Raw genomic sequence first — 16,702 nt, 5'->3', positions numbered from 1 at the left:
ATGAAGTCTCCAACGGAGTTCACACCATGAGTGCGGAACAGAGCAACGGGAGCCAGGCCCGCAAGAGCTGGCTGAACGAGATCATCCAGCCGTTCATCGACCTGTGCAACGCGCCCCGCGCGCTATGGGGGATCAACCTCGCGTATCTCATCGAGGGCATGGTCTACTTCGGCGTGCTCGGCTACCTGTCGCTGCATTTCTCCGACTTCATCTTCAAGGGCGTGGAAGAGCCCGACGTGCATGCGCATCACATGGTGATGGTTCTCACGGCCGGCATCACCATCGCGATGTTCTTCCTGGGTTTCGTGGCGGACAAGTGGGGGGTGCGCTTCGCCCTGATCTCCGCTTTCCTGCTGATGCTGACCGGTCGCGTGCTGATTTCCGGCGCGCCCACGATCTTCGGCCTGAAGCCGGCCGGCCTGTGGTCACCGCTGCAACTGGTGACGATGGGCGGCATCCTGCTGGTCGTGATCGGCTACGGCATGTACCAGCCTGCGGCGTACGCCGGCGTGCGCCAGTTCACGACCCCCAAGACGGCGGGTATGGCGTTTGCGATGCTGTACGCCCTGATGAACCTCGGCGGTTTTCTCCCGTCGGGTGCCTTCATGCTGCGCGACAGCAACTGGCTCGGGCTGGGCATCACCGGCGTCTACTGGGTCTACACAGTCTTCACGCTGCTGGCCCTGATTCTCACGATTGTCATCCTATCGCCGGGGACCGTCGCCCGGGCTATCACGGCTGCCAAGGAGGAAACCGCACGCCTGAAATCGGCCGAAGCACCGGCCGAGACCAAGGCGAGTGCTCCGGCGGCAACGACGGAAGTCGTGGTCGCGAATGACCGTATTCCTGTACACATGTGGTTCGTGTTGCTGGCGGTACTGGGCGCGATCTACTGGCGCGTGCCGGACCCCTGGCGCTGGTGGGTTGGCGGCGTGGTTCTGCTCGGGGCGGTGGCAGGAGTGCTCTTGCCCCCGGCGCGGAGGTGGATCGCGCGCCATCCGCTGGCGAACTTGAAGTTCTTCTTCTTCATCTTCGCACTGATTCCCGTGCAGACGCTGTTCACGTACAACTGGCTGATTCTGCCACCGTACATCTCGCGGGCGTACGAGGGCTGGATCGGGCGCTACTTCGAGATCGCGGCGAATGCGAACCCCATCCTGATCTTCATCCTGGTGCCGATGATCGCCGCGGTGACGCAGAAAGCCAAAGTCTACAACATGATGATCATCGGCACGCTGGTCATGGCCGCGCCGGCGTTCCTGCTGACAGTCGGCCCCCAGCCGTGGGCACTGTTCAGTTACATTGTCATCATGACCATCGGCGAAGCCATGTGGCAGCCGCGTTTCCTCCAATACGCCGCCGAGATCGCGCCGGAGGGGCGGACGGGCCAGTACATGGGCGTGGCGCAACTGCCGTGGTTTCTCACCAAGATGCTCGTACCGCTGCTCTATTCGGGCACGGTCCTGGAGCGCTACTGCCCGGCCGTCGGTCCGAAGAACACACAAACGATGTGGCTGATCTTCGGCTGTATTGCCATTGCGTCGCCGATTCTGCTCCTGCTCGCCAAGGGCTGGATCGGCAAGGACTTCAAGACCAAGGCCGCGTAGGGATCCGCCCACGTTGCCCGACTGCCCGAACCCGAGACCGCGGTAGAAACATCCCATGGCTGACAACGGACTCGCCCCGGCCCCAACGCCCTCCGCTGGCCTGGCCGGTCGCATCCGCGACTTTTTCGCCGCGTTCGCCGATCTGCTGCACCTGCCGCGCGCGTTCTGGGTCGTCAACATCTTCTTCATGGTCGAGTCGATGGGGTACTTTGGCGTCCTGACGCTGATGGACGTGTACCTCCCGCGCGACATCGGCGTCAGCGACTGGACCGCCGGCCTGATCATCGCGTTCTTCACCGGCCTCGTGACGCTCTTCATGATTGGCCTGGGCGGCCTGGCGGAGAAACTGGGCGTCCGCTACGGGCTGCTGCTGGCGGTGGTACTCTGCCTCGTTGGCCGCGTCACTTACAGCGCCGTGCCGCTGCTGCACCTCGGGATGGCCGCCGGGGTAGCGCTCGTGCTCGCGGCGCTGCTCGTCACGGCCATCGGCGAGGGTATGGCCCAGCCGGTTTCTTATGCCGGCATCAAGTACTACACCGACGAGAAGACCAGCTCGATGGGCTATGGGCTGATTTACGCCCTGATGAACCTCGGGATTTTCATCGTTGGGTACATCTCGCCGGCGATTCGCGTGCCGGTCGAGAATGTGCTGGAAGCGCGGGAGCAAGGCACTGTCGAGCCGACGACGCTGTGGCGGTTCTTCGCCGATTGGCACATCAGTGGCATCAACGCCGTGAATTGGGCGTGCACCGCGATCACGGCGTTGGCGTTGTTGTTCCTGGTGCTGTTCTTCTCGCGGCGCGCCGCAGCCCAGCGCTTGCGAGCTGCCGAGGAGAAATCCGAAGAGCAGAAAGCAGCCGAGGCCGCGCTGCCCTGGTTCGAGCGCGTGGCGGCCTACTTCACCGAAGGCCCATTCAGCAACGCACGCTTCGTGTTCTTCATCTTCATGCTGCTCCCGGTGCAAACGCTGTTCGCGCACCAATGGCTGACGATGCCGGCCTACGTGCTGCGCGCCTACCCGGAGGGCGTGGCCAACCGCATGGAGTGGATCGTCAACTGGATCAACCCGGGCATCATCTTTTTCGGCGTCCCGATCATCACGGCCATGACGCGCCGCGTAAACGTCTACACGCTGATGATCGTGGGATCCGCCGTCTCAGCCCTGCCTACGTTTCTGCTGGTACTCGGCCCGCACACGCCCCTGCTGATCGTGTACCTCGTCCTATTCTCGATCGGCGAAGCCCTGTGGTCGCCGCGCTTCCTGCAATACGCCGCGGAACTGGCCCCGGAGGGCAAGGTCTCGCAGTACATGGGGCTGGCGAATGTGCCCTGGTTGGCGGCCAAGTTCACGACGGGGCTCTATTCTGGGTACTTCCTCGGCCGCTACTGCCCGGAAGAGGGTGCGCACGACACCGGGACGATGTGGTTCATCTACAGCCTGATCGCGCTGAGCAGCCCCATTGGTTTGCTGCTGGGGCGACGCTGGGTGATCCGCGGGTCGCTGGATGGCAGCACGCCGCGCGGTGCTGCACCGACGAGCACCTGACCCCGGCTCTCCGGGGCGCCCTTCCCTTGCCGGTCCGCCAGTGGTAACTTTGCCGCTGCGAACCGCCCGCCCGTCGGCGCGCGTGCGGGCCACCGCGATCCGCGTTGAACAGCAGTGAGGGAGCTGGCATGTCCGACAATCCCCAGATCATGAACAAGCTGCCCGAGAACGCCTACCGCGAACTGAAGCCGGGCGAGACCTACGTCCCGATGGTCCCGCCAAACGTGACCGTGCCGGAGCTGACGCCACGCATGTTCATCTTCGGCCTGGCCATGAACGTCATCTTCTCGATCGCGGCGACGTTCCTGGCCCTGAAAGCCGGGCAGGGCATCGAGACCGCCATCCCGATCTCGATCCTGGCGGTCGGGCTGTCGGGCCTGCTGGCCAAGGCGGGTGGCCGGGGCAGCTCCATCCTGGAGAACATGTACATTCTCTCGATCAGTACCACCTCGGGCTACGTCGCCGGCGGCACGTGCTTCACCATGCCAGCCATCTACATCCTCCAGTTGAACCAGCCCGAGCACCTGAACATCGGCAACCTGAGTCTGTTCCTCCAGATCGCCCTCGTGCCGTTCCTGGGTGCGATCCTGGGGGCGCTCTTCCTGATCCCGTTCCGTCGGTACTTCGTCAAGGAAATGCACGGCAAGCTGCCGTTTCCCGAGGCCACGGCGACGAACGAGATCCTGGTGACCGGCGCCTCGGGCAGCACCACCCAGGCCTGGATTCTGATCTACTCGTTCGTCGTGTCGGCCCTGTATACGTTCGCCGCCACCGCGCTCAAGCTCTTCAGCGACCAGTTCACCACCGGCGTGGTCAAGCTGAAGATCGCGGGGCGCGAGACGGTCTCCGCGCTGGCCTTCGGCGCGGACGGTCTCTTCGCGGATCTGACCACCAAGGTCAAAGCCGTGCTCTCGATGGGCGCCGGGGCCTATTACCTCGGCCTCGGGTTCATCATCGGCGTCCGGTACGCGTCGATCATCTGCGCCGGCTCGCTGCTGTCGTGCTTCGTCATCATCCCGCTCCTGGCACCACTGAATCTGGAGCAGTTGCAGTTGCTGAACCCCGCCATCGCCGGCACGACCGTCAAGGACATCTTCGACCACATCCCCAAGAACATCGGCATCGGCTGCATCTTCACGGCGGGCATTCTCTCGATCCTCAAGATGAGCGGCGTCATCGTCACCGCCCTGCGGAAAGCCCTGGGCAGCCTGGCACAGAAGTCGCGGGCCGGGGCCGGCGTCGCCGACCGCACCGACGAGGATGTGAGCTACGGCGTGATGGCCGTGCTCGGACTGATCGTGGTAGTGGTGATGGGCTTCTTCTTCTACAACGTTGCCTTGAAGGGGATTCCCAACGCCCCGTGGCTCACGTTCATCTCCATCGTCATCGCGCTGGTGATCACGTTCCTGTTCACGACGGTGTCCGCCTGGGCCATCGCGATGATCTCCGTGACACCGATCTCGGGCATGACCGTCACGACGATCATCATCACGGCGGTGCTGCTGATGGCCGCCAAACTCCCCAAGGGCGACCAGGCCATGTTGGCCGTGCTGCTGGTCGGCGGCGTCGTCTGCACGGGTCTCTCGATGGCCGGGGGGCTCATCACGAACTTCAAGATGGGCTACTGGCTGGGGGCCAGTCCGAAACGCATCACCTGGAACGCGCTCGCCGGCTCGGTGGTTTCCGCGATCTTCGTGTGCGCGACCATCATGGTCCTGGCCTACAAGCCCGGCTACGTCGGTGATGCGAAGTTGGATGCACCGCAAGCCAACATGATGGCGAGCGCCCTCGAAAGCTTCCTCGGCACGGGACAGGTGCCGTGGCTGATGTACGGCGTGGGCGTGGTGATCGCGCTCAGCATGCAGTTGCTGGGCATCTCGCCGCTGGCCTTCGGTCTGGGCATGTACCTCCCCATCTACATCAACGTACCCATCCTGATCGGCGCGTTCGTGGCCACGCTGGTGAAGAAGAGCACCCGGGATGAGCGGCTCTCCAAGGCCCGCAGCAACAAGGGGATTCTGCTGGCGTCCGGGTTGATCGCGGGCGGCGCGATCATGGAGGTCGCCGTCAGCTTCACCAGCGCGCTCGACGACCTGCTCCTCGGCACCAAGACGCTGGTCGGCACGGCCGAGCAGACGGTCGGCAAAATCATGCCGTTCCTCGACATGAGTCGTCGCATGGTCGACGCGGGCGCCGATCCGGCGAGCCTGGCCCGCACGCAGAACTGGCTGGGTGGCATCCTGTTCGTGCTCTTGTGCATCTTCGTCTATTTCGATTGCCGGCGGGCCAAGGCCGAGCTGGCCGAGGGCGCCGAGCTGCACGGCTAGACGCCACACCTGGGCTGCGGCGTGACCGGATTGCGCGTCGGTCGCCGCCGGGCCGCGACCGGGCGCGGCCGTGCGGTCTGCGGCCGGTTTGCGACCATGCTTCCGCCCGTGTCCGGCGCGGGCCCGGAGAGTTGTGCGCATGAGTTCTTCGAGCGCCGCGCCCCTACCCACCGAGAGGCTAAGCTGGCACTTCCCGCGCACCTTCTGGTTCGCCAACGTCGCCGAGCTCTTTGAACGTGCCGCCTATTACGGCATGTTTATCGCGCTCACGCTCTACCTGACCGACCGCATCGGGTTTGACGACGTCTGGACGGGCTACGTCGGCGCCGCGTTCGCGTCGGTGCTGTATCTGCTGCCGACGTTCAGCGGCATTCTGGCCGACCATATCGGCTTCCGGGCCGCTCTGATGCTCGCGTTCGCGCTGCTGGCGGCAGGGTACTCGCTGCTGGGCGTCGCCGGCCTGCCCGCCCCCACGGATGCCGCCGCCGCGACCGCCACGACGACGCCGGTCGCGTTCGCCCCGCTCTTCGCCGAGCCCATTCGCAAGCTGCTGGCTGTTGTTGCCCTCGGCTTGGCCATGTTCGGCGGCTCGATCATCAAGCCGGTCATCACCGGCACCGTCGCCCAGTGCTCGAACGAAGTGACGCGGGCCCGCGCGTTCTCCATCTTCTACGCGATGGTCAACATTGGCTCGTTCACGGGCAAGTCGATCGCCAAGCCGCTGCGCACCGGCTTCAAGATCCCCAACACCGACCTGCACCTCACCCTCGGCCTGGAATACATCAACTTCTACGCCGCCACGATGGCGCTGCTGGGGTTCGTCCTCGTTTGCGTCGCGTATCGCAACGTCGCCGAGCGTTCGGCCGGCAAGACTGTGCACCAGGCGGCGGCGGGCCTGCTGAAGGTCCTCAGCAATGGCCGCTTCATGGCCCTGATCCTGATCGTCGCCGGTTTCTGGTCGATCCAGCACCAGCTCTACGCCACGATGCCGAAGTACATCATCCGCCTGATCGGCCCCAGTGCCAGCCCGGAGTGGCTCGCGAATGTGAACCCGCTGGTCGTCGTGCTGTGCGTCGTGCCGATCACGCACTTCGTGCGGCGTTTCCTGGCGGTCAATACGATCGCCATCGCGCTCACCATGATCACGGTCTCCGCGCTGACGGTCAGCTTCAGCTCGATGGTGCAGGCGCTGACCGGCAACACGATCCACCTGGGCAGCGTCGCGATGCACCCGATCACACTCATGGTGATCCTGGGCATCGGCATCCAGGGTCTGGCCGAGTGCTTTCTCTCGCCGAAATTCCTCGAATATGCGTCCCGTCAGGCGCCGCCCGGCGAGACGGGCCTGTACATGGGCTACAGCCACCTGACCAGCTTCTTCGCGTACTTCTTCGGGTTCGGCATCTCCGGCTGGCTGCTCAAGTCCTTTTGCCCGGATCCCGCCACGCTGCCGCCCGACGTCTACGCTCAGTGGCAGGCCGCCACCACCACCGGGGCCACAGCCGGCCTGCCGGCGCAGTACGCCCACGCGCACTACATCTGGTACATCTTCGCGGCGATCGGGTTCAGCGCCCTGCTCGCCTTGCTGGTCTTCAAGTACGTGACGGCGAAGCTCGATCGGCAGCGCGGCGCTGCCGCGACCTGATCCAACCACCAAGACACTCAGGCACCAAGCGGACCTGGGTCGGCGGGCGATCTGCCCACGCCCGGTTGCCGGACGTGCTTTGGGCGTCGAAAATGGGCCGTGGAGGACATTTGACGATCCGATTCAGGAGACACCCTATGCGGCGCACCTGGCACAGCAGTCTCGTTCTTGCGATTCTCGCATTCGTCACGGCGGCTGGGCAGGCGCAGCCGCCGCAGCGTACGCACGAGATCACCGTCGACGACTATCTCACGGTGCATCAGCTCACCGACTGCGCGCCGTCACCGGATGGCAAGTACGTCGCGTACGTCGAACTGCGCTGGGGTGAGCACGATGCGCCGCGTTCGACCGACCTGTGGGTCGTCGAGACCGCCACGCAGCGGCCGACGCGCTTGACCTTCGAGCCCGGCAACGACGATTCGCCGCAGTGGGCCCCCGACGGTGCGCACCTGTATTTCGTGACCAAGCGCAACCGCGGCGCGAAGCAACCGCCGCTCGACGGCAGCCGCCAGGTCTGGGTCACTGGCACGCACCCCGGCGAGCCGCTCGCGATCACGCGCGTCAAGGGCGGCATTACCGCGTACCAGCTCGCGCAGGACGGCCGGTCGCTGTACTACACGAAGGATGGCGAGGAGGCCGAGCAGGAATGGAAGACCCTGCGCAAGAAGTACAGCGACATCAAGTTCGGCGACGGGGCTGTGAAGTACACGGAGATCTGGAAGCTCAATCTCGAAAACTGGCGCGAGGAAAAGGTCGTGGCGCCGCTGCGCGTCATTACCGAATTCCACGTCGCACCCGACGAGAGCCGGATCGCCATGATCACCACGCCCGACGACCGGCTCATCACCAAGGAGGGCCAGTCGCGCGTTGACATCTTCGACGTGAAGACGGGTGAAATCACGACACTGCCGGATACGCTGTACCGTGCGCAGGCCCCTTCGCCGTACGGCTGGCTCGAGAACCTGGCCTGGTCTTCCGATGGGCAGGCGCTGGCCTGGACGGTGGACTTCGATGGCTATCCGGGCGAAATCCTCGTGGCCGAGTGGAAGGGCGCGACGGTGACTGTGCGCATGCTCAAGCGGCCGGACGAGATTCATGTCGCCGGGCCGCTGCACTGGCTGCCGGGAACGTCCGACCTGTGCTTCATCGGCCAGCAGCGGGCGCGAAAGCGCGTGGAATGCATCGCCAACGTGCGCGACGGCGGACAGGGTGACCTGCGCATGTTGACGCCCGGCGACGTGGTGGTCGATCGCTTCGCGTTCGCGGCCGCCAGCAGGCAGCTCGCGTACCTGATGAGCGACACGGAACATACGCCGGATGTGTTCTGGCTCGATCCGAGCAAGCCGGACGCCGCGGGCGTGCGGTTGACGAACGTCAACCCGCAAATCGATACCTGGAAGCTGCCGCAGATCTCGCTCTTTACGTGGAAGGCGCCCGACGGGGCGGAGGTCGAGGGCATCCTGGAATTGCCGCCGGACTACAAGGCCGGGCAGGGGCCGTTGCCAACGGTGATCGAGGTGCACGGCGGTCCGACGGACGCAACCTGGTTCCACTTGCGGTACTGGATTTACGGTCGCACACTCTTCGCAGCGCGGGGTTACGCGCTGCTCAGCCCGAACTACCGCGGCTCGGTCGGGTATGGCGACAGGTTCCTCATGCAACTGATCGGGCATGAGAACGAGATCGAGCTGCAGGATATTCTCTCCGGCGTCGATGCGCTCGTGGCCAAGGGCATCGCCGACCCGGACAAACTCGGCGTGATGGGCTGGAGCAACGGCGGTTTCGTGACGAATGGCCTGATCACCGCCACGCAGCGGTTCAAGGCGGCGAGCACCGGCGCAGGCGTGGTCGACCAGTTCATGCAATGGGGACTGGAAGACACGCCCGGGCACGTGATTAACTACATGCGCGGCCTGCCGTGGGAACGCGCGGAGGCGTACATGAAGGCTTCGCCGGCGTACAAGCTCGGCGCGGTCACCACGCCCACGATCATCCATGTCGGCGAAGAAGACACGCGCGTGCCGGCAGCGCATTCGCGGTCGCTCTATCGTGGGCTGAAGGAATACACGCAGGTGCCGACGATCCTGCTGGTGTACCCCGGTGCCGGGCACGGGCTGGCGATTGCGGACCACCGGAAGGGAAAGCTCGAGTGGGATCTGGCCTGGTTTGATCGCTACCTGCTGGGGAAGGGCGACGCGGCCCCGTTGGATGGCGAGGCGAAGTAGTCCGGGTGGCCGGCGTGTGCGATTTGCTGCGGCGGGAGGGGAGGTTTCTGCATAAGTGTCACGTCCTATAATAACGCAATAATTGGTAATTAATAGGGTTTCAACGAGTACTTTCCAGATTCGAGCGCTTGGCTGGGTCCAGCGAGGTCGTCGGCACTTGACTCTGCGACCGGTTAATGCTATGTTGTGATATAGTTCACAGCGTTTATGTTATAACAGCGTGATATAAATCACGATGATTGTGAACAAGAATCATGATTGCCCTGACGCCGATAAAGACTAGGTCTCGGCTCGCGGCTACGGGCGACGCGGGCGTTGGTGACCTGTGATCGCGGCACGCGTGGTCGAGCGACTCATCGCTTACCGGCGCCGCCTGAAGGCGTGGCTCGCCGACGGCAAGGCGCGCATCTACTCCCATGAACTCGCCAACCTGGAAGGCGTGACGCCCGCGGTTGTCCGTCGCGACCTCATGACCATCGGCTACACCGGCAGCCCGGCCCGGGGCTATGACGTTGCCGGCCTGATCGAGAAGGTCGGCCAGGTGCTCGACCCGCCTGCGCCGGAGGGTATCGCGCTCGTTGGCGTGGGTTCGCTCGGGCGGGCCATCCTCAACTACTTCAGCGGTGCCCACCCGGAGCTGCCGATCGTGGCGGCGTTTGACGTCGACCTGGGCAAGGTCGGCCGCATCATCAACGGCTGCCCGTGCCATTCCATCAACGACGTCGAAGCGGTCTTGCGCGCCGGAAGTCTACGGACCGCGATCCTCGCCGTGCCCGCCGACGCCGCCCAGCGCGTGGCCGAACGTCTGACGCGGGCGGGCGCGCGGGGGCTGTTGAACTTCACTCCGGTGCGGCTGCGCGTGCCGCCGGAGGTGTACGTGGAAGATGTGGATATCGCGGTCCTGCTCGAGAAGGTCGTGTATTTCGCGCGGACCGAGGACCGTTGACTGGAGGCGCAGACGTGAATGCCGTGAACGAGCGGCACGCTGGCAGTGCCGAATTGCAGGCCGTACTCGACCATTACCCAGATGCTCGCCGTGAGCATCTGATCCCGATCCTGCAGGCGGTGCAGGATCGCATGGGCTATCTCTCGCGCGACGCCATGGAGCAGATCGGTCACCGGTTGCACCTGCCGGTGAGCAAGGTCTACGGCGTCGCGACCTTCTACAACCAGTTCCGGTTCCAGCCGCGCGGCAAGGTCCACTGCCAGGTCTGCCGCGGGACGGCGTGCCATGTCAAGGGTTCCGCCGCCGTGCTGGAGGCCGTGAAACAGAACCTGAAGATCGAGCCGGGGCAGACGACGCGGGACGGCGTGCACAGTCTCGAGGTCGTGGCCTGCATCGGCGCGTGCGGCCTGGCACCGGTCGTGACGGTCAACGGCGATTTCCACGCCGGTGTGACCCCGGACAGCGTGCGCAAGATTCTCAAGCAGTACAGCAAGGGTGATGCGAATCATGATAAGTAGCAACAGCGACGCTCCGCAAACCGATCATGCCGCCGCGCGGGCGCCGGGCATGCGCCCGCAGGAAGTGCTGGAGATGCTGTGCGGCCGCAATGGCCACAACGGTCACAATGGCCATGGCGGTCGCCACGATGGCACCAACCCGGCGCGCGCGGCGCGACTTGCACTCTTACGGCGTGACCGCGTGGAGCGCCCGACGATCTACATTGGAGCGGGTACCTGCGGTCTGGGAGCCGGGGCCGCGAAGACTCTGGCGGCCGCGCGGACGTATGTGGCTGAACACCAGCTTGACGCCGACATCGTCGAGGTGGGTTGCATCGGGATGTGCTCCGGCGAGCCACTGCTGGACGTGCAACTCCCCGGGCGGACGCGCGTCGGCTTCACGCACGTGACGGCCGACCGGGTCGCCAAGCTGCTCGACGAGGTGCTGGCCAACCGGATCCCGGCAGACGAAGTGCTGGGGCAATTCCGCCCGCCGACGCCGGCCGCGGACGACACACCGCCCGCGCTGCAGCCGTGGCCCGATGTGCCATACCTCGATGAGCACCCGTTCTTCCGGCCGCAGACGCGCTGGGTGCTGGCGAACTGCGGGCAGGTGGATCCGCAGAGCATTGATGAGTACCTGGCGCGCGGGGGGTATCGCGCCTTCGCCCACGTGCTCCACCACATGACCCGCACCGAGCTGTGCGACGCGGTCGAGCAGAGCGGGCTGCGCGGTCGCGGCGGCGGCGGCTTTCCGACCGGCCGCAAGTGGCGGATTGCGCTGGGCACGCCCGGCTACCAGAAGTACCTGATCTGCAACGCGGACGAAGGCGACCCCGGCGCGTTCATGGACCGCGCCGTGATCGAGGGCGATCCGCACCGGCTGGTCGAGGGCATCGGCATCGCGGCGTACGCGATCGGCGCCACGAAGGCGTACGTGTACATCCGCGCCGAGTACCCATTGGCGATCCAGTTGCTCACGCGCGCCATCGAGCAGGCCAGGGCGTACGGCTTGATCGGCGAGAACGTCCTGGGCAGCGGCTCGAACCTGGAGATTGTGCTCAAGCAGGGCGCCGGCGCGTTTGTCTGTGGCGAAGAGACGGCCCTGATCAACAGCGTCGAAGGTCGGCGCGGCATGCCGCGGCCGCGCCCGCCGTTCCCGGCGGTGAGCGGCTTGTTCGGCAAGCCGACGGTGATCAACAACGTCGAGACGCTGGCGAACCTGCCGACGCTGATCACCATGGGCGCCGCCGCGTTTGCCGCCGTGGGGACGCCGACGAGCAAGGGCACGAAGGTGTTCGCGCTGTCGGGCAAGGTGCAGCGCACCGGCCTGGTCGAAGTCGCGATGGGCACGACGATGCGGCAGATTATCTGCGACATTGGCGGCGGGCCGCCGGTCGGAAAGGCGTTCAAGGCGGCGCAGATCGGCGGGCCGTCGGGGGGCTGCATTCCGGAGCAGCACCTCGACATCCAGATCGACTACGAGTCGCTGAAGACCGTCGGGGCGATGATGGGCTCGGGCGGCCTGGTGGTCATGGACGAAGACAACTGCATGGTCGACGTCGCGAAGTTCTTCATGGACTTCATCCAGCGCGAGAGCTGCGGCAAGTGCATCCCCTGCCGCGAAGGCACGCGGCACATGCTCGAGATCCTCAAGTCGATCACGCGCGCGCGGCGGAACGAGACCGGCTATGCCGCCCTGGAGCGCTTCAAGGGCGTGATGTACCTGAACCGGCTGGCCGGCGTCATCCAGGACACGAGCCTGTGTGGACTGGGGCAGTCCGCGCCCAACCCCGTGCTGAGCACGCTACGCTGGTTCCGCGACGAATACGAAGCCCACATTTACGAGCGTCGCTGCCCGGCCGGCGTGTGCGCCGAGCTGCTGCACTACCGGATCGATCCGGCCAAGTGCAAGGGTTGTGGCGTGTGCATCAAGCACTGTCCGGCCGACGCCATCAAGGGCGCCCCCAAGAGTCCGCACTACATCGTCGCGGAGAAGTGCATCGGCTGCGGCTCGTGCGTGCAGTCGTGCCGTCTGGAAGCCGTCGTGGCCGAATGAGGCGTGGAGCAAGTCGTGATTACACTTGAAGTCAATAATCGTCCCATCCAGGCCGAGCCCGGCGAGTCGCTGCTGACGGCGATGCGCCGCGCCGGCATCAACGTGCCCACCCTGTGCAACCTCGAGCATCTGACGCCCACGGGCGCGTGCCGGCTGTGCGTCGTCGAGGTCGAGGGGCAGCGCAATCTCGTCCCTAGCTGTGCGTTCCCGGTCGCGCCCGGCATGAAGGTCCAGACGCACTCGCCGCGCGCCGTGCGGGCGCGGAAGACCATTGTCGAGCTGCTGCTCGCGAACCATCCGGATGACTGCCTGTACTGCGTGCGCAACAACAACTGCCAGCTCCAGAGCCTCGCGGCCGAGCTAGGCGTGCGCCAGCGGCGCTACTTCGGCAACCACCGCCAGTACCACGCCGACATGTCCAGCGCGTCCATCGTGCGCGACCCCGCCAAGTGCATCCTGTGCGGCAAGTGCGTGCGGGTGTGCGAGGAAATCCAGGGCGTCGCCGCCATCGACTTCCTCAAGCGCGGCAGCCACGCCCACGTCGGCACCGCCTTCGACCAGGGGCTCAACGTCTCGAGCTGCATCAACTGCGGCCAGTGCATCCTGGCGTGCCCGACCGGCGCCCTGACCGAGCAGAGCCACATCAAGGAGGTGCTCGACGCCCTCAACCACCCGGACATCCACGTGGTCGTGCAGCACGCCCCGGCGGTGTCGGTCACGCTGGCCGAGGAGTTCGGCCTCAAGCCCGGCACCGACGTGTGCGGCAAGATGACCGCCGCGCTGCGCCGGCTGGGCTTCGAGCGCGTCTTTGAAACCTCCTTCAGCGCCGACCTGACCGTGATGGAAGAGGCCTCCGAGCTGGCGCACCGGATCAGGACCGGCGGCCGGCTGCCCCTCCTGACGAGCTGCTCGCCGGGCTGGATCAAGTACGTCGAGGAGTTCCACCCGGACTTCGTCGGCAACCTGTCGAGCTGCAAGAGCCCGCAGCAGATGCTGGGGGCGCTGATCAAGAGCTTTTATGCCGAGCGCGAAGGCCTCGACCCGACCAGGATCTTCAGCGTGGCGGTGATGCCCTGCACGGCCAAGAAGTTCGAGGCTGGGCGCGTCGAGCTGGGCCGCGACGGGCTGCCCGACATCGACGCCGTGCTCACCACGCGCGAGCTGGCCCGCATCATCCGTCTGCGCAGCTTGGACATCGAGCGACTCGCCCCGGAGACCGCCGACACGCCGTTCGGCGAGCGCAGCTCGGCCGGCAAGCTGTTCGGCGCGACCGGCGGCGTGATGGAGGCGGCGGTCCGGACGGCGCACTTCATGCTGACGGGCGCGGAACTGCCGGACCTGAAGTTGAAGGCGGTGCGCGGGCTGGACGGTGTGAAACAGGCGACGGTTCGCATCGGCGACCTGGACGTGAATGTCGCCGTGGTGAGCGGGCTGGCCAACGCCGGCCGCCTGCTTGACCAGATTCGCGCCGACCGGCACAACCTGCATTTTGTCGAAGTGATGACCTGCCCGGGCGGGTGCATCGCGGGCGGCGGGCAACCGATCGGGACCAACCCAGCCAAGGTTCGGGCCCGCATGGAGGCGCTGTACAGGATCGACCGGGACGCGCCGGTCCGGACGGCCCACGGCAACCGGTCTGTCCAGCGGCTGTACGAGGAATTCCTGGGCGCGCCGCTCGGTGAAAAGAGCCACGAATTGCTGCACACGCATTATCATGTACGCGAGGTTGTGCGATGATGGGTTTGGCATGTAGGGTGGCGCCGGGCCGCGCACCCGGCGCTGCGGCCAGCCTGCCCGCCGGTCTTCCGGCTCGCTGAAGGAGTCCGATGGATCCCCCGAGTGCACCGCTGGTCACGACGATCAAGGAGCGCTGCCGGCTCTGCTACACCTGCGTGCGCGAATGTCCCGCGAAGGCGATCCGCATCGCCAACGGCCAGGCCGAGGTGCTGGTCGACCGCTGCATCGGCTGTGGCAACTGCGTGCGTGTGTGCAGCCAGCAGGCCAAGAAAGTCCTGGACGAGATCGAGCTCGTCGAGAAGCTGCTGCAATCGGACGCCCGGGTGGCCGCGATCATCGCCCCGAGCTTCCCGGCGGAGTTCAGCGAGATCGGCTACGAGTTTCTCGTCGGGATGGTGCGGGCGCTCGGCTTCGAGCTGGTCAACGAGGTCGGCTTCGGGGCCGATCTGGTGGCCGCCGAGTACCAGCGCCTGTTGCGCGAGGCCAAGGGCAAGCGCTTCATCGCCACGACCTGCCCGGCCATCATCGGCTATGTCGAGCGCTATCACCCGGACTTGGTGCCCATGCTCGCGCCGATCGTCTCGCCCATGGTCGCGACGGCGCGGGCCCTGCGGCGGCTCTACGGTGACGACCTGCGGATCGTGTTCATCGGCCCGTGCATCGCCAAGAAGGGCGAGGCGCACAGCGCGCCGATTGCCGGCGAAGTGGACGCGGTGCTGACGTTCATCGAGCTGCGCGAGATGCTGCGCCACCACGCGCTCAAGCCCGAATCGGTCACGCCCAGCGATTTCAACCCGCCCCATGCCGGCGTGGGGGTCCTGTTTCCCATCAGCCGCGGGATCCTGCAGGCGGCGCAGTTGCCGGAGGACCTGCTGACGGGCGACGTGGTCGCGGCCGACGGCCGCAGCGAGTTCGTCGAGGCGATTAAGGAATTTGAGGGGGGCGACCTGGAAGCCCGGCTGCTGGAAGTGCTCTGCTGCAACGGGTGCATCATGGGCCCGGGCACCAGCAGCGCCGCCCCGCTCTTCAGCCGCCGATCGCAGGTCGGGCGCTATGCGCAGCAGCGCATGGCGGACGTGGACCGCGAGCGCTGGCACGAGCACTGGTCGATTCTGAGTGACCTGAACCTCCGCCGGACCTTCACGCCGCACGATCAGCGGATCGCAATTCCGTCCGAGGGCGAGCTGGCGGAGATCATGGCCCGTATGGGCAAGCTCGAGCCCGAGGACGAGTTGAACTGCGGGGCGTGCGGCTATGAAACCTGCCGCGCCCACGCGGTCGCGATCTACAAGGGCCTGGCCGAAAACGAAATGTGCCTACCCTACACGATCGAGCAGCTCAAGATCGCCTGCAAGGACTTGGCGGTCTCGAACGAGCGGCTGGCCAGCACCCAGGAAGCGCTCATGCAGTCCGAGAAGCTCGCCAGCATGGGGCAGCTTGCGGCGGGGATCGCGCACGAGGTGAACAACCCGCTGGGCACCGTGCTGATGCTCTCGCACACACTGCTGGAGGAGCTCGGCCCGGACAGCCCGCAGCGCGAGGACCTGGCGCTGATGGCCACCGAGGCGGAGCGCTGCCGCAAGATCGTGTCGGGCCTGCTGCAGTTCGCACGCAAGAACAAGGTCGAGGCACGGGCCACCAACGTGCCGGTCCTCGTCGAGAAGACAGTGCGCATGCTGCGCCTGCCGTCCAATGTCAAGGTGCAGTTCGAGCACGAGGACGAGGATATGCGGGCCGAGATCGACCGCGATCAGGTCGCCCAGGTGCTCACCAACCTGGTCAACAACGCGATCGACGCCATGCCGGACGGCGGCTGCCTGACCCTGCGGACGGGCGGGCACGAGCGCGAGGTGCGCATCCAGGTGGCGGACACGGGGATCGGCATCCCGCCGGAGCACCGCAAGAAGGTCTTCGAGCCGTTCTTCACGACCAAGGGGGCAGGCAAGGGCACCGGGCTGGGCCTGTCCGTGACGTATGGCATCGTGAAGATGCACCAGGGCGATATTCGCGTGGAGTCCAACGCCGACCCGGCCGTGGGCCCCACGGGCACGACGTTTACGGTGATCTTGCCACGGCAACGTCCGGCGCAGGGTCAGTGAGGTGTGCGCAGGGG

General features: G+C 65.8%; 10 protein-coding genes. All 10 read left to right on the top strand.

Annotated elements, in window-relative coordinates; all coding sequences use genetic code 11:
• The first annotated feature begins 26 nt into the window (after window positions 1-26).
• The 10 genes from KA383_07635 to KA383_07590 all read left to right on the top strand — a co-directional run bounded on the left by KA383_07635 (window position 27) and on the right by KA383_07590 (window position 16,688).
• Window positions 27-1,607: an MFS transporter gene (locus KA383_07635; GenBank protein ID MBP7745990.1), complete on the top strand. Its 1,581-nt coding sequence runs from the start codon at window positions 27-29 to the stop codon at window positions 1,605-1,607.
• A 55-nt stretch (window positions 1,608-1,662) separates the two neighbouring features.
• Window positions 1,663-3,153 (top strand): MFS transporter, encoded by a 1,491-nt coding sequence (locus KA383_07630; GenBank protein MBP7745989.1) that lies wholly within the window; start codon window positions 1,663-1,665, stop codon window positions 3,151-3,153.
• A gap of 128 nt (window positions 3,154-3,281) precedes the next feature.
• Window positions 3,282-5,480, top strand: coding sequence for an OPT/YSL family transporter (locus tag KA383_07625; GenBank protein MBP7745988.1), 2,199 nt, complete (start codon window positions 3,282-3,284; stop codon window positions 5,478-5,480).
• A gap of 139 nt (window positions 5,481-5,619) precedes the next feature.
• Window positions 5,620-7,125 carry an MFS transporter gene (locus KA383_07620; protein MBP7745987.1) on the top strand — a complete coding sequence of 502 codons (1,506 nt, stop codon included), beginning with the start codon at window positions 5,620-5,622 and terminating at the stop codon, window positions 7,123-7,125.
• A 137-nt stretch (window positions 7,126-7,262) separates the two neighbouring features.
• Window positions 7,263-9,350 carry a S9 family peptidase gene (locus KA383_07615; GenBank protein ID MBP7745986.1) on the top strand — a complete coding sequence of 696 codons (2,088 nt, stop codon included), beginning with the start codon at window positions 7,263-7,265 and terminating at the stop codon, window positions 9,348-9,350.
• 325 nt (window positions 9,351-9,675) lie between these two features.
• The gene (locus KA383_07610; GenBank protein MBP7745985.1) at window positions 9,676-10,296 is read left to right on the top strand and encodes a redox-sensing transcriptional repressor Rex; all 621 of its coding nucleotides are present in this window, start codon (window positions 9,676-9,678) and stop codon (window positions 10,294-10,296) included.
• Window positions 10,297-10,349: 53 nt separating this feature from the next.
• A complete protein-coding gene (gene nuoE, locus KA383_07605; protein MBP7745984.1) occupies window positions 10,350-10,814 on the top strand; it encodes an NADH-quinone oxidoreductase subunit NuoE in 465 nt (154 codons plus the stop codon).
• A gap of 73 nt (window positions 10,815-10,887) precedes the next feature.
• Entirely contained in the window at window positions 10,888-12,852 is a 1,965-nt protein-coding gene (locus tag KA383_07600) for a 4Fe-4S binding protein (GenBank protein MBP7745983.1), read from the top strand.
• 15 nt (window positions 12,853-12,867) lie between these two features.
• Entirely contained in the window at window positions 12,868-14,589 is a 1,722-nt protein-coding gene (locus tag KA383_07595; GenBank protein ID MBP7745982.1) for a [FeFe] hydrogenase, group A, read from the top strand.
• 89 nt (window positions 14,590-14,678) lie between these two features.
• Window positions 14,679-16,688, top strand: a complete 2,010-nt coding sequence (locus KA383_07590) for a 4Fe-4S binding protein (protein MBP7745981.1) — start codon at window positions 14,679-14,681, stop codon at window positions 16,686-16,688.
• Window positions 16,689-16,702: the final 14 nt, after the last annotated feature.

The sequence above is a fragment of the Phycisphaerae bacterium genome, from assembly GCA_017999985.1.
GTDB lineage: Bacteria > Planctomycetota > Phycisphaerae > UBA1845 > Fen-1342 > JAGNKU01.
Note: the sequence above shows the minus strand (reverse complement) of the source record. Positions and strands in the feature narration are given on the sequence as shown.